Source organism: Shimia sp. R10_1, assembly GCF_017744095.1.
In the GTDB taxonomy this organism is placed as follows: domain Bacteria; phylum Pseudomonadota; class Alphaproteobacteria; order Rhodobacterales; family Rhodobacteraceae; genus Shimia.
Window position 1 is genome coordinate 61,974 of the sequence record NZ_JAGHQX010000003.1, and the last position, 13,553, is coordinate 75,526.

Consider the following 13,553-nt stretch of genomic DNA (forward strand, 5'->3'; position numbering starts at 1 on the left):
ACGTCCAGCAGATCCCGGCGCTTATCAGGCGCGCATCGCCACCGGATCGTCAGTTGCCGATACCGGCTCAGGATCGCGCAACACGTATCCACGGCCCCAGACTGTTTCGATATAGTTATCGCCATCTGTTGCTTCGCTCAGTTTTTTGCGCAGCTTACAGATAAACACGTCGATGATTTTGAGCTCTGGCTCATCCATGCCACCATAGAGGTGGTTCAGGAACATCTCTTTGGTCAGGGTTGTGCCCTTGCGCAGGCTCAACAGCTCCAGCATTTGATATTCTTTGCCGGTCAGGTGAACGGTTTTGCCTTCGACTTCAACGGTTTTGGCATCAAGGTTCACAGAGATACGGCCAGTTTTGATCACAGACTGACTGTGACCTTTCGAACGACGGATAATCGCGTGAATGCGCGCGACCAGTTCTTCGCGATGGAACGGTTTGGTCAGGTAGTCATCCGCACCATAGCCAAAGCCTTTCAGCTTGCTCTCGGTGTCATCGGCACCAGAAAGGATAAGGATCGGCGTATCAATGCGCGACGTGCGCAGCTGGCGCAGCACTTCGTGACCGGGCATGTCCGGCAGACCGAGATCCAACAGAATCAAATCGTAGTCATACAACTTCGCCAAATCGATGCCTTCTTCACCGAGATCGGTGGCATAAACATTCAAATTGGCATGTGTCAGCATCATTTCGATGCTTTTGGATGTAGTAGGATCGTCTTCGACCAGCAGCACTCTCATTTTGACTTCCTTACAACTGGGAGGGTTTCAGCGTTAACATTAACCTTAATGATTAAAGGTTAACGACCCGTTACCAGTTTAGAAAGGTTAAGATTCAAAATCAGTTGTGCCGAAATCTTTGTATCGCAGTTGCTTTCAAAGCCTCTTGACCATGGGTTGACACAGCGGTCACCCATTCGTTGAATTCGTCATCGCTTATTTTATATGTTTCAAGCGCTTCGCGTTTGGTGATCAATCCATAGGCCACACCGCGCACAACCGCAGCCTTGCGTGATGCCACCCACCGCTTGGTGTTGGCAGACGGCAAATCCGCGCGGGTCATCACCTGCCCATCTGACAGGGTAACGCACCTTGGCCCTTCAACTTTTTTCAAAAACATTTCGTCCGTCTCCTCGAATGAGGAAAATTTTCGACGAAGGGACTTAACGACGCCCTAAAGCGCCCCTTGAGAGTATCTAAGATTTTCCTATATTCTCGACGACTTCTGATAAGAGAGACTCACCATGGCGCTTGACAGCGACACCCCCCTTAATTCCTTGGGCTTTGCGAAGCCCCCTTCTGAGACCCGTGTGGTCGTGGCCATGTCTGGCGGTGTCGACAGCTCCGTTGTGGCCGCACAGTTGGCTGACGAAGGCTATGATGTTGTGGGTGTGACCTTGCAACTATACGACCATGGCGCCGCTTTGGCCAAAAAAGGCGCGTGTTGTGCGGGAATCGATATTCACGATGCCCGCCGCGTGGCAGAGGAAAAAGGCTTCCCGCACTATGTCTTGGATTATGAGAACATTTTCCAGGACGCGGTGATTGATGAGTTCGCAGACAGCTACCTGAGCGGCGCCACCCCCGTGCCCTGCATTCGGTGCAATGAACGTGTGAAGTTCAAGGATCTTCTGGAAACCGCAAAGGATCTCGATGCGGATTGCATGGCCACGGGCCACTACATTCAGCGCAAAGTCGGAGACAACGGGCCGGAGCTACACTCCGCGGCTGATGCCCGCCGCGATCAAAGCTACTTCCTGTTTTCGACCACTCCAGAGCAGCTGGACTACCTTCGGTTCCCGCTGGGTCATTTGCCCAACAAAGACGCAACACGGGCCCTAGCTGCTGAATATGGGCTGTCGGTGGCAGACAAGCCTGACAGTCAGGATATCTGCTTCGTGCCAAATGGCGACTATGCCAGCGTGATTGAAAAACTACGTCCAGGTGCCGCAGATGCTGGAGAGATTGTGGATCACGAAGGCAAGGTGCGGGGCACGCACAACGGTGTGATTCACTACACCATTGGCCAGCGCCGAGGGCTTGGCATCGGCGGACTGAGCGAGCCGCTCTATGTGGTGAAGCTGGACGTAGACAAGAAGCAGGTGGTTGTTGGGCCCAAGCATATGCTCTCAACCCGCATCGTGCCTGTGCGTGAAATCAACTGGCTAGGGGATGAACCGTTTGAGTCACGTGCTGAATGGCATCTGGCGGTCAAAGTGCGCTCGACCCGTCCGCCACGCGAAGCGATTATTCGTCCCACCGGTCCGACCACAGCTGAGGTAGAATTGCTCACCCCAGAAGAAGGTGTGTCTCCCGGTCAGGCCTGTGTGTTCTATGACACCGACAGCTCACGTATCTTTGGCGGTGGCTGGATCTGGCGTGGCTACTAAACCGCGTCGGTCGCGGTGTTCAGCACAACGTAGAGCCCGATTGCGATCATAACGTAAGGCGCAAACCGCTCCAATCGGGCCACCTGCGCCACGCGACTAGGTGCAAATTGCCCGATCAGGGCGCCAGCCAAAGCGAGCGCCATCGCTGACACAGCCGCCCCCAAGAGTACAGGTGCGGAAAAGGCGGCGCGCGAATCCGCTAAAAGCGGCGCAAACACTGCAAATGTGTCAAACGACAGGCTCAAAAACAGCAGGGTCAATGCAAACACCTGCGGTTTTACTGTTGGCGATTGTGTCTCTGTTGAGGAGTCATCTCCCCCTCGCCACAGCGACCACAGGCCTAACACAATTGGAATTACGCCGAGGTATCCCACAGGTATCGGCAACTCTGTGTCCACACGCTCCGCCACAAAAAAAGCCGCTGCCAAAACCGCGACTTGCGCCAGAAGATAGCCGGAAATTGCAGGACGCCGGCCAACCGTCGCAATCAAACCAATCAGAATAATCAGATTGTCCAGATTGGTCGCCACATGAGCAACCGCAGAAGAGACCGCTAAAGTGGCAATCTCGATCATCCCTTCAGGCCTTCCAGAACCGCCCGCGCGGCGCGCAGCCCCGGTGCCTCTTGCCCTTTTCCCAGACGCTCCATGGTCAGGCTCATGGCCGCATTCTGGGCGTCGGGATTTTCCAAAACACGTAAGATCGCAGGCGCGATGTCTTTGGGCAGAAACGCAGGGCCCAAAAATTCCTCAACGGTGCGGGTCTCAGACACCAGATTGACCAACGTCACTGTATCTATCAACGCCATGCGGCTCATGATCTGCCAGCTCAGCCAACTCATGTCGTAGGCCACAACCATAGGCGTCGCGCTGGCGGCCAGTTCCAGTGACACCGTGCCAGAAGCGGCCAAAGCCACATCAGCCGCTGCAAAGGCCGCGCGCTTCTGAGCAAGTCCGTCCGCCTGCCCCAGCTGGTTGGGATCAAGCACAATCGGGGCATGTGGCCATGCCGCGACCGCTTCTTTCACAGCCTCTGCCACCGGCGCCGCCGCTGGCACCACCACCTGCAGATCCGGCTTTTCTGCTTTCAGTAGCCCCACCACTTCACCAAAGGCAGGCGTCAGCCGCGCAACTTCGCCCCGCCGCGACCCCGGCAAAGCAACCAACAGCGGCGCATCTCCGATGTCATGCTGCGCCCGAAACGCCGCGACCTCTTCTGTGCTGGCCACAGGCTCTGTCACAACCGGATGCCCAACAAAATCGCAGCGCAGCCCTGCCGCCTCCATGTAAGGCGGCTCAAACGGAAGCAGTGCAAGCACATGATCGACTGAACGGGCCATTTTCTGCGCTCTTTTGGGACGCCAGGCCCAAACCGAGGGAGCGACATAATGCACACAACGGATCACGCTTTTGGCTTTCACCTCACGCGCCACACGCAGGCAAAAATCAGGGCTGTCTATGGTGATCAGCACATCGGGCTGCCAATCAACAACTGCCGCTGCGGTTTGATGCATCCGTTTCACGAGATGGCGATACTTCGGCAGCACCTCTGCGATACCCATCACGCTCAGCTCATCCATGGGAAACAGGCTCTCAAGCCCCTGCGCGCCCATCAATGGGCCACCCACCCCGGCGAATTGAACATCCGGCATCAACTGGCGTAACCCCTCCATCAAGGCCCCGCCCAACCGGTCGCCCGACAGTTCTCCAGCGACCAGAAATACCTTCATCAGAGCACGCGCCCCATCAGGAAAAGCCCGCTGCGGGCTAGCGCAGCAAGGGTTTCTTCACGGTCAATGATCATCACCTTGCCCGCGTCAACGACAATGCCCTCAACACCAGCTGCTGCCGCGGCGTCTACCGTCGCAGGGCCAATAGCTGGCATATCCACACGCAGATCCTGCCCCCGCTTGGGCGCTTTCACAAAAACGCCTTTTCCACGCCGCAGCGACTGCGGTGTTTCACCCACAAAGCGCAGCAAAGCATCGGTGCCTTGCAGGGTTTCAATGCCCAAGCACAGGCCAGCCGCGACAACCACGCCCTGCCCGACGTCAAGTGGCGACAGCGTATCCAGAATTGAGACCGCGCGTGTTGCATCTGATAGCGCGGCATCTGAGGGTGCAGGGCCGGCAATCAGCCCCTCCTCAGCACAGATACCCGGCAACAGGCTATGCGCGCCCACAACCTCAAATCCCTGCTCTTCGAAGACCGCAATGATCAGCCGCAAAATGGCATCATCACCCCCTTGAAGCGCAGGCAATAGGCGCGGCGCAATGGCCATCATACCGGCATCAAAGCGGGTTGGATCCAGCGCAGGACGTCCCAGGGCCCCAGCCATCACCAACTTCGTGACACCTGCTTCATGCAATGCTGCAAACAGCGCCCCCATTTCTTCGAACCGATGCTGATGCACGTTGCCACGCATGGCGTGAGCAACGCCGTCAAACACCACGCAATGGGCGTCTGGATGCGCCTCTGCCAATGCTGGCGGCAGATTGCCACCACCACAAAGAATCGCCAGTTTGCTCATATCAGCCTCAATCGAAAAGACGGCTTAGCGCGGTGTCAGGAAGGACCGGTCGGTCTCCCCCAGAACAAAAGCCACGATTTCCTGCACATAGTCGCTGTCGGAATCCTCACCCAAACGCTTGGCACGCTCAAGGAAAGCGCCTTCCCCCTGTGCCAGCATCTGAAACGCAGCCCGCAGCGCGGTGATATCCGCGCGCGCAACGCCGCGCCGCTTCAAGCCTACAAGGTTAAGCCCATCCAGCTCGCCGCGTGGCCCCTGCACCAATCCATATGGAATGACATCGTTGGTCACCATGGACACTGCACCAATGATCGCGCCACGGCCGATCCGTACCCACTGATGAATGCCGCAAAGCCCGCCGATAATGACATCGTCCTCAATGATACAATGCCCGGCCACAGCCGCTGAATTCACCACAATCACGCGATCACCGATTTGGGCATCATGCGCAATGTGGCAGCCAGCCATAAACAACCCGTCGTTGCCGACAAGGGTCACACCGCCACCGCCTTCTGTGCCGGTGTTCATCGTGACATGTTCACGAATGCGGTTGCGCTCACCGATGACAAGCTTGCTGGCTTCGCCATCAAACTTCAGATCTTGTGGCACTTCACCAATCACCGAAAAGCTGAAGATCTCTGTCTCCGCGCCAATCTCAGTGTTGCCAGTCACAACCACATGGCTTTTGAGCACAACATTCTTGTGCAGAACAACCTGTGGCCCCACAACGCAAAACGGGCCAACAACGCAGCCCTCCGCGATGCTGGCGCCCGCTTCAATGACGGCTGAGGCGTGAATTTGAGCAGAGTCCGAAACTCCCATGAGACTTACTCCTTGGGCAGGTCCATCATGGCAGTGAATTCAACTTCACACGCCACTTCACCGTCAACTGTGGCTGTGCCAGCAAACTTCCAGACCTTGCCACCAGGCTTGCCCCGTGTCGTGGTCACACGCATTTCAAGCACATCGCCGGGCACCACCATCCGGCGGAACTTACATTTGTCGATGCCCATGAAATATACCAACAGATCTTTGTCAGCCATATCAAGCGCCACGCCCACCATCACAGCAGAGGTTTGTGCCATTGCTTCCACAATCGTCACGCCCGGCATGATTGGCTTGGACGGAAAATGTCCCTGAAAATGCGGCTCATTCATGGTGACGTTCTTGATGCCGGTTGCAGAAGCGTACCCATCAATGTCAACAACTTTGTCCACCAGCAGAAACGGGTAGCGATGAGGAATGATCCGTTGGATCAGATCAATATCGGCACTCTTAAGCTCTTGAGACATTTTGCGCTCCTGCTGCGTCTTGTTTGGTGTTGTAGCCCTAGCAATCCCCGGCGCGAGGGGCAAGCATGCGCCCCGAGGAAGCGATGCGTTATCGCGGCCAAAATGCACGAAAAGCGATCAGTTGTCCTGACCGGCATCCTGCGAATTGTCGCCTTGCACGCGGCCATCGCCAAGTCTCTGATTGAGACGTTGAATCGCTATGGTCGTAATATCAATTGAGGGATCAGCCAGCAGCGTGTCGCGCCGCTCCATTATTACACTCGCTTCTGCTTCACGCATGAGATCGGTTAAAATTGGGCTGGCCGCGCGAATAAACTCTTCCTCTTCACGCTTTCGGCGCACCTCAATATTGCGCGATTTCTGCTCTTGCTCGATGCGGATCTGTACCACACGAGCGTCAAAAGCATCGGCAATGGCGCGAAATGCTTTCGGATCCATACCCTCGCGCTGAGCAGTCAATTCCCGCTCTTCTTCGGTGAGTTCAGCTTGAATGCGTCGGTTCTCTGCCAGAAGCACCGCTTCTTCTGCAGCGAGTTCTTGGCTGACCCGCAACCCAAATAGGGATTGCGCATACATCACCTCACTGTCCACCGTCAGGACCGCCGCGATAGGCACGACGCTCTCCGGCGATGCGACCTCCTGTGCAAAAGTGGCGGGCGCTTCCAAGAGCCCCGCCACCCCGATCGCAACCCCTGCAAGCAGGCCGCGCATCAGCACTTAAAACTGCGCACTGATGGTGAAGTCAAAGTTCTGCTCTCGGTCGAACTCTTCTTTCTGCAGCGCTTTTGTAAAGTTAAAGCGCAGCGGCCCAATTGGCGTGTTCCAGAAAATGGAGGCACCGATCACATGGCGCAGCGAGAAATCTTCACCGACCACATTGGGAGACGTCTGATCCAGCCCCCACAAAGAGCCTACATCATAAAACAGACCACCCGTAATCCCGAGTTCCTCTGGCAGGCCAAGCGGGAACTCCGCCTCAAAGCGTGCGACGGCATAAAAGTTGCCGCCCAAAGCATCATCAAACGTCGTGCCACCGCTGGTGCCCTGTTCACGTGGACCAATACCATAAGGCTCAAAACCGCGAATATTGCGGGCTGTCACGATGAAGCGGTCGTCAATGCGGCTGTCATTGTCTGGCGAGTAAAGCGCGCCCCCCTGCAAGGTTGCCCGCAACGTGACTTCTTCATTCAACACCAACGCTTCGGCCACGGCGCGACCCGTCGTCTCAACATAAGTGTAATCCCCACCTATGCCGCCAAACTCCTGACCGAATTCCAGCAAGAAACCGCGTGTCGGATCAAGGCCCGAGCGACGCGTGTCATAGCGGTAGGTATAACCAACCGAACTCTTCCAGATGTCACCGCGTGCAGCTTCCTGGTTGATGATCGTGTCATTCAGATCAGTGCCTTGCTCGATGCTCATATCCGAATTGATCAACGAGTACCGCAGCTGCATACGAGAGTACTCGCCAAGCTGGAAGCCCATCGATGGCGTAAAGTCACCAACGGTGTTGCTGAAACGCGCATCACTTGGCTCAAACTCGCGATACGACAAATTAAACCCAGCACTCAAATCCCGCCCAAGAAACGCAGGTTCCTGGAAGGACAAGCCATAGTCTACAATGTCAGACGAGGTCGAGAACGACAGGTTCAAGTTCTGTCCACGCCCAAGGAAGTTCGCCTCACTAAAGCGGACCGCAAGGCCAATCCCGTCATTGGTTGAGTATGTACCACCAAGAGAAAGCGAGCCTGTGGGCTGTTCTTCTACATCAACATCCACAATCACCTGACTGGGGCTGCTGCCTTCACGTGCATTGACCTCAGCATTTGCAAAGAAGCCAAGCGCCCGAATGCGTTCGGCACTCTCTCGAATTTCGCGCGGATTGAAGGGGTCGCCTTCCACAATACGGAACTGCTGGCGGATCACTTTGTCGAGGGTTGTTGTGTTGCCCTCAATATCGATCCGCTCAACAAAAATCTTTGGTCCGCGTGTGATGACAAAATCCACATCGAGTGTCAGATCACGGTCATTGCGTGTGATGCGCGGATCGACACGAATGAAATCTTCGCCCTCTTTCAGCGCGAAACGCTCCATGCGCGCGATCGAGCTCTCAACCAAGCTCGGCGTGTATACCACGCCAGGTTTCAGACGCAGAGTTTCCAAATAGGCCTGCGCGTCCAAACCTTCGATATCGGAAGAGGCAGAAATCTGACCAAATTTGAACTGCTGCCCTTCTTCGACATTGAAGGTCACAAAGTAGCTGTCTCGCTCACGGGAGAGCTCAGCGTTCACACTCAGCGTGCGGAAATCGACATATCCTCGGGACAGGTAGAAGTCGCGCAGCACTTGTTTGTCAAATTCGATACGGTCGTTGACGAAGGTATCTTGCTGAAAGAACGCCCGCAGCAGGCCGGCTTGTTTTGTATTCAAAACCCGGCGTAGGCGACTGTCTCCAAAGTTCTGGTTGCCCACAAACCCGATACGCTCAATCTCTACGATCCCGCCCTCAAAGACCTCAAACACCAGATCAGCGCGGTTGTCGCTGCGGCGAATGATACGCGGTGTGACGCGCGCGGCCAAACGGCCGGACTCTGCATAGGCTTGTGTGATGCGTGCAGCGTCACGCTCAGCCACAGTGGGGTTCAGTACCCGGCGCGGCTCAGATTCAACCAGGCCCTCAAGCGCATCGTCTTTCAGGCGCTGGTTGCCTTCAAAGCTGATGCGGTTGATCGTCGGATATTCCGTGACCTTGATGGTCAGCGTGTTACCACTGGGGACAAGCTCAACAGTCTCAAACAGTCCGCTTTCCAAAACGCGCTGGTAGGCGGCATTCAACTGGCCACCTGTCACAGGCTGCCCTGTCTGCAGGCCGGCATAGTTGGTGATCGCAGAGGATTCGATCCGCTGGTTTCCGTCCACGCGAATTGAGCCAAAGTTATAGTTCTGTGCATGGCCAACGCTCGGCATCGCGACCATAGCCGCGAGCGCCGCAGCAAAGGCTGCGCTATAAATTCCTGTCACAAAACGCCTGCTCTGCGCCTCGTCACGGTCTTTGGTTGTTACCAAAGCACATGTTTGTTTGGTCATTCCCAAACTCCGAAGTATCCCTGTACACGATGTGAGTACCGGGATTACCCGACGTTGTCAAAACAGCAATAGCAGGAATCTTGCCACTGTTTCTTGTTGCCAACACACCAAAGATGGCAGGTGCCGCACGAACAGCTACTGGATATAGCGTAACTCCGCGCAGAAATCGCGCCGCGCGCGCAGCAAACGGGAGAAGTGATTTACCCTGTTAGTGGATCAAACTGCTGATATAGGCCCCAATAATTAGCCCAGCCACAACAGCAGACGGATACACAAAACGGTCCCAATTGATATCAATCAAAAGACCAATTGCGCGATATCCATTTGTGATTGTTTGCATTTATCTAGCCCCAAATCTTAGATCCGTATTGATCTGTAAAGACAATAATAACTTTTGATTGGGGCAGAATTAGGGCGCGCAAAAAATCTGCGCGCCTTAAAGGTTAACGGCAAACCTGCATTGAACAGGCTTTTCCGCTTATGGGCAGAACAAATCGTTGGTCAGTCCAAACAGCATCATGCCCAGAACGATCATCATGCCCGCGGTCATCAAAACCCGCAACACGCCATCCGCGGGCGGACGGCCAGTGACAGCTTCGTAAGCGTAAAAAACAAGATGTCCGCCATCCAGCATGGGAATCGGGAACAGGTTGAGAAGACCAATTGCCGTCGACAAGACCGCAATGAACCAGATGAAGCTTTGTGTGCCTTGGCTCGCCATCGCAGCCGAGGTCTGCGCAATCCCAACGGGTCCAGACAGGTTACAGCTGCTGATCGCTCCCGTAATCATATGATAGAGCCCACTCAGCGACCCCTCCATGATCCGCACAGTCTGAGATGCCCCAGCCGCAACCGCCTCGCCAAATGGCAGCGCCTCGGTAGCGGGCTCAAAAGCGAAACCGCCACCGATGCCAATCCGCCAATTTGTAACGAAGCCACCATCGTCTTGTGGTTCATCCACGCGGCGCGGAGTCAGCGCAAACTCCTGCTCCTCTCCATCTCGCGCAACCGTCAAAAGCAACGTCTGCCCTTCCCCGGTTTCCACAGCCTCTTTCAACTCTGAAAACGCAACGACAGGCGCGCCGTCAATCTCGGTAAATACATCCCCCACTTCCAGACCTGCGTTGTAAGCCGCAGAACGTGGCGCAAGCGACAACACCATTGGGGGATAAAGATACGGCCCAGTAACTTCGACCTCTTCTCCATCGCGGCTGACGAGATACGGCAGCGGGTCCTGCTTCTCCATATCACGCCAAAATTCCGCAAATGCCTCAGGCTCATCAAATGAGGGCAGCGTAACGCCATTTACCTCGCGCACCAAATCGCCGGGCTGCAAGCTGTACGGTGCATTTGGCAAGTCCCGCATTTCGCCGACAATCAACCTACTGCCAACCTGCCCATTCACCATCATGACAGCGGCAAAAATGATCAGTGAAAGAATGAAATTGAAGATCGGCCCGGCCGCAACAGTGGCTGCCCGCGCCCATAGCGGTGCCCCGTGCATGCTGGCCCGCCGCTCTTCATCATTCATGACAGCCATGGCCTCGCCATCTTTGCCACTTGCGGCATTGGCGTCCCCTTTGAACTTCACATAGCCACCCAGCGGGATTGCAGCGATCTGCCATTGTGTGCCGCGTTTATCAACGCGCGACCACAGCACTGGCCCAAAGCCAATGCTGAACACATCCGCGCCAATGCCACTCCATCGGCCCACGATGTAGTGGCCATACTCATGGATCGCCACGATGATCGACAAAGCCACAACAAACCACAGCACCGTCAATGCGCCACTGCCGAAACTCGGGATTAGCGTTGAAATATCCAAATGCACGTCCTCTTTTTGGCGCTTCTGGCGGCCTTTGAGCCATTATTTTGCAGAAAACTCATCCGCTCTCTTGCGAGCGAGATGGTCAGTTTTCGCCCTCGTATCAAGGCATAATTCGACATTCTTGAGGCAAGCGTGGGGAGAAAGCAGGCACAGGTCCTATTAACACCTCAAGCGCAAACGATGCGTGCCGGGCAGGTTGTCCCGGGCGCAAACGCCAAACGACTGCGCCTCAGATCGCTGGCAAACCCAACGCAGCGCCCAGCAGCAGCACCAACAAGGCGCCCCCCATCATTCCGTCAAACCGATCCAGCAAACCGCCATGACCGGGAATGAGATTTGAACTATCTTTAATGCCGGCCATCCGCTTCAGCGCACTTTCCGCGGCGTCTCCCATTTGAGACGCAAACGCCGCCATCACGCTAAGCACAATCAATGTCGTACCGCCAAATGCCATGCCAACTGCCGCCGCCGCGACCCAGCCTGCAGCCGTCCCAGACCAAGTCTTTTTGGGGCTCACCTTCGGCCAGAACTTCGGGCCACCGATGATACGCCCTGCGAAATAGCCAGCCACGTCTGTCGCTACGACAACGGAGACAAGCCATAACAGCCAGTAGGCACCGCGCACATCTCGGAGCACGATCAAGCCGTAGCAGGCAAACATCAATCCGACCGCATAAGCGCCATAAATCAAACGATATTTACCCGCCTGACCAGCCCCCACGAAGCCGACAGCAGCCAAAACCGGCGCAATCGCAAAACCAGGCAAAACATATGTCGACAGGAGCGCTGCCCCAGCGATGATGGCCATCACGAGCGCGCTGCGCCCGTCGCCGCCATTCAGCATGCGGGTCAATTCCCAGACCATGCCAGCGCAGATCAAGACCACCAGTTCATGAAAGAGCACACCGCCCTGCCAGATGGCCACACCGCCCACAGACAACATCACCAACGCCGATCCCATCCGCGCAGGCAAGTCCCCCCAAATGCCGCTGTCCTTCCCTGTGCCGCTCACGCGCTCACAGCTCCAAATCGGCGATCACGGGCGGAATAGGCTTCCACCAACTTCCGAAATTCCTCTTTGGAAAAATCCGGCCACAGCGTGTCGATAAACTCATATTCAGCATAGGCCGACTGCCAGAGCAGAAAGTTCGAGATCCTTGCCTCACCACTGGTGCGCACCACCAGATCCGGATCAGGCAGAACACAAGTGTCCAAATATTTCGGCAATGTCTCTTCGTTCACATCTTCAGGCTTCAGCGTGCCGTCCGCAACATCCTGCGCAAGCCGCTGTGTGGCACGCGCCACTTCATCCCGACCGCCGTAGTTCAAGGCAATCGTCAGATTCACGCCTGTGTTTTCAGCAGTCAATTCTTCCAATTCGTCCATCAAAGCCTGCAACTTTGTGTCTAGCCCGGGACGGTCGCCAATAAAGCGCACACGCACGCCCTCAGCTTTCAAAGAACGCGCTTCCTTGCGAATATACTGACGAAACAGGCTCATCAGCCCGGTCACTTCCGCCTGCGTACGCTTCCAGTTCTCGGTCGAAAACCCAAAGATCGTAAGATATTCAACACCCAAAGGTGCGCAGGCGCGCACAATCTCTTTCACCCGTTTGGCACCGGCATGGTGCCCAAAAAGTCGAGGACGCCCCCGCGCTTGAGCCCACCGACCATTGCCATCCATAATAATGGCCACGTGACGAGGGCCCGTTCTCAGTTTTTGTGCGGGGAGGTCCTCACTCATCAGCTTATACCTGCATGATTTCGGACTGTTTGTTTTCAAGCGCACTGTCGACCTGCTTGATGTAGCTGTCGGTCAACTCCTGCACTTCACCTTCCCAGATCTTCTGATCATCTTCGGACAGGCCGTCGTTCTTGGCCTTCTTGATCTGATCCATACCGTCGCGGCGGATGTTACGGACAGCCACGCGTGCATGCTCCGCATATTGCGCTGCCACACGGGCCAACTCTGTGCGACGCTCTTCGTTCAACTCCGGAATCGGCAGCATCACAATGGTGCCGTTGGTCTGTGGGTTGATCCCAAGGCCGGAATTCATAATCGCCTTTTCAACCGCGTTCACCAGCGATTTGTCCCAGACGTTGACAGTCACCATCCGTGGCTCAGGCACGTTCACCGTACCAACCTGATTGATCGGTGTCTTGGAGCCATAGGCATCCACCATCACCGGCTCCAGCATCGTGGCCGACGCCCGGCCGGTGCGCAGCGATGCAAATTCGGTTTTCAGAGCCCCCATAGCACCGTCCATACGGCGCATCAGGTCATCGGTATCAAGTTCAAATTCTTGGTCAGACATTGCTGCTCTTCCAGTCTCTCATGTTCTGCTGGTAACGCTCATAGGCTATTGTCAAAAGCTTGTATAGCACTGGAGCCAGACGGTGAAGTCCTCAGTCTCATCTCTGGAGACCA

Annotated in this window: 14 protein-coding genes; 1 reads left to right on the plus strand and 13 read right to left on the minus strand. The window is 55.7% G+C overall.

Annotated features, from left to right (window positions below; genetic code table 11):
* Window positions 1-24: 24 nt before the first annotated feature.
* Together J7413_RS07210 and J7413_RS07215 are read right to left on the minus strand one after the other, a co-directional pair.
* Entirely contained in the window at window positions 25-741 is a 717-nt protein-coding gene (locus J7413_RS07210) for a response regulator transcription factor CtrA (protein ID WP_209097404.1), read from the minus strand.
* Window positions 742-841: 100 nt separating this feature from the next.
* Window positions 842-1,120 carry a DUF1153 domain-containing protein gene (locus tag J7413_RS07215; protein ID WP_209097405.1) on the minus strand — a complete coding sequence of 93 codons (279 nt, stop codon included), beginning with the start codon at window positions 1,118-1,120 and terminating at the stop codon, window positions 842-844.
* 124 nt (window positions 1,121-1,244) lie between these two features.
* On the opposite strand from J7413_RS07215, the gene mnmA reads away from it, so the two are divergent.
* The gene (gene mnmA, locus J7413_RS07220; RefSeq protein ID WP_209097406.1) at window positions 1,245-2,390 is read left to right on the plus strand and encodes a tRNA 2-thiouridine(34) synthase MnmA; all 1,146 of its coding nucleotides are present in this window, start codon (window positions 1,245-1,247) and stop codon (window positions 2,388-2,390) included.
* On the opposite strand, the gene J7413_RS07225 is transcribed toward mnmA, so the two are convergent.
* The 11 genes from J7413_RS07225 to frr form a co-directional block, all read right to left on the minus strand.
* Window positions 2,387-2,965, minus strand: a complete 579-nt coding sequence (locus J7413_RS07225; RefSeq protein ID WP_209097407.1) for a cadmium resistance transporter — start codon at window positions 2,963-2,965, stop codon at window positions 2,387-2,389. The two genes, mnmA and J7413_RS07225, sit on opposite strands and share 4 nt — an antisense overlap.
* The gene (lpxB, locus tag J7413_RS07230) at window positions 2,962-4,119 is read right to left on the minus strand and encodes a lipid-A-disaccharide synthase (protein WP_209097408.1); all 1,158 of its coding nucleotides are present in this window, start codon (window positions 4,117-4,119) and stop codon (window positions 2,962-2,964) included. Before lpxB ends, J7413_RS07225 begins: the two co-directional genes overlap by 4 nt.
* Window positions 4,119-4,919, minus strand: a complete 801-nt coding sequence (gene lpxI / locus J7413_RS07235) for a UDP-2,3-diacylglucosamine diphosphatase LpxI (RefSeq protein ID WP_209097409.1) — start codon at window positions 4,917-4,919, stop codon at window positions 4,119-4,121. Before lpxI ends, lpxB begins: the two co-directional genes overlap by 1 nt.
* A gap of 24 nt (window positions 4,920-4,943) precedes the next feature.
* Window positions 4,944-5,741 (minus strand): acyl-ACP--UDP-N-acetylglucosamine O-acyltransferase, encoded by a 798-nt coding sequence (lpxA, locus tag J7413_RS07240; protein WP_209097410.1) that lies wholly within the window; start codon window positions 5,739-5,741, stop codon window positions 4,944-4,946.
* A gap of 5 nt (window positions 5,742-5,746) precedes the next feature.
* On the minus strand, window positions 5,747-6,211 hold the full coding sequence (gene fabZ / locus J7413_RS07245) for a 3-hydroxyacyl-ACP dehydratase FabZ (RefSeq protein ID WP_209097411.1): 465 nt from the start codon (window positions 6,209-6,211) through the stop codon (window positions 5,747-5,749).
* 117 nt (window positions 6,212-6,328) lie between these two features.
* Window positions 6,329-6,922, minus strand: a complete 594-nt coding sequence (locus J7413_RS07250; protein WP_209097412.1) for an OmpH family outer membrane protein — start codon at window positions 6,920-6,922, stop codon at window positions 6,329-6,331.
* Window positions 6,923-6,928: 6 nt separating this feature from the next.
* Entirely contained in the window at window positions 6,929-9,298 is a 2,370-nt protein-coding gene (gene bamA, locus J7413_RS07255) for an outer membrane protein assembly factor BamA (protein WP_247743389.1), read from the minus strand.
* 478 nt (window positions 9,299-9,776) lie between these two features.
* Window positions 9,777-11,123: an RIP metalloprotease RseP gene (rseP, locus tag J7413_RS07260; protein WP_209097413.1), complete on the minus strand. Its 1,347-nt coding sequence runs from the start codon at window positions 11,121-11,123 to the stop codon at window positions 9,777-9,779.
* Between the two features lie 232 nt (window positions 11,124-11,355).
* Window positions 11,356-12,138 (minus strand): phosphatidate cytidylyltransferase, encoded by a 783-nt coding sequence (locus J7413_RS07265; protein WP_348538730.1) that lies wholly within the window; start codon window positions 12,136-12,138, stop codon window positions 11,356-11,358.
* Window positions 12,135-12,869 carry an isoprenyl transferase gene (locus J7413_RS07270; RefSeq protein ID WP_209097414.1) on the minus strand — a complete coding sequence of 245 codons (735 nt, stop codon included), beginning with the start codon at window positions 12,867-12,869 and terminating at the stop codon, window positions 12,135-12,137. The genes J7413_RS07265 and J7413_RS07270 overlap by 4 nt, the downstream gene beginning before the upstream one ends.
* 4 nt (window positions 12,870-12,873) lie before the next feature.
* Complete coding sequence (gene frr, locus J7413_RS07275; RefSeq protein WP_209097415.1) at window positions 12,874-13,440, minus strand: ribosome recycling factor; 567 nt, start codon at window positions 13,438-13,440, stop codon at window positions 12,874-12,876.
* Window positions 13,441-13,553: the final 113 nt, after the last annotated feature.

Bases quoted from the DNA above. Each gene is read 5' to 3' on its own strand.
- J7413_RS07210 (WP_209097404.1), bottom strand. From the start codon at position 741: ATGAGAGTGCTGCTGGTCGAAGACGATCCTACTACATCCAAAAGCATC.
- J7413_RS07215 (WP_209097405.1), bottom strand. From the start codon at position 1,120: ATGTTTTTGAAAAAAGTTGAAGGGCCAAGGTGCGTTACCCTGTCAGAT.
- mnmA (WP_209097406.1), top strand. From the start codon at position 1,245: ATGGCGCTTGACAGCGACACCCCCCTTAATTCCTTGGGCTTTGCGAAG.
- J7413_RS07225 (WP_209097407.1), bottom strand. From the start codon at position 2,965: ATGATCGAGATTGCCACTTTAGCGGTCTCTTCTGCGGTTGCTCATGTG.
- lpxB (WP_209097408.1), bottom strand. From the start codon at position 4,119: ATGAAGGTATTTCTGGTCGCTGGAGAACTGTCGGGCGACCGGTTGGGC.
- lpxI (WP_209097409.1), bottom strand. From the start codon at position 4,919: ATGAGCAAACTGGCGATTCTTTGTGGTGGTGGCAATCTGCCGCCAGCA.
- lpxA (WP_209097410.1), bottom strand. From the start codon at position 5,741: ATGGGAGTTTCGGACTCTGCTCAAATTCACGCCTCAGCCGTCATTGAA.
- fabZ (WP_209097411.1), bottom strand. From the start codon at position 6,211: ATGTCTCAAGAGCTTAAGAGTGCCGATATTGATCTGATCCAACGGATC.
- J7413_RS07250 (WP_209097412.1), bottom strand. From the start codon at position 6,922: ATGCGCGGCCTGCTTGCAGGGGTTGCGATCGGGGTGGCGGGGCTCTTG.
- bamA (WP_247743389.1), bottom strand. From the start codon at position 9,298: ATGACCAAACAAACATGTGCTTTGGTAACAACCAAAGACCGTGACGAG.
- J7413_RS07270 (WP_209097414.1), bottom strand. From the start codon at position 12,869: ATGAGTGAGGACCTCCCCGCACAAAAACTGAGAACGGGCCCTCGTCAC.
- frr (WP_209097415.1), bottom strand. From the start codon at position 13,440: ATGTCTGACCAAGAATTTGAACTTGATACCGATGACCTGATGCGCCGT.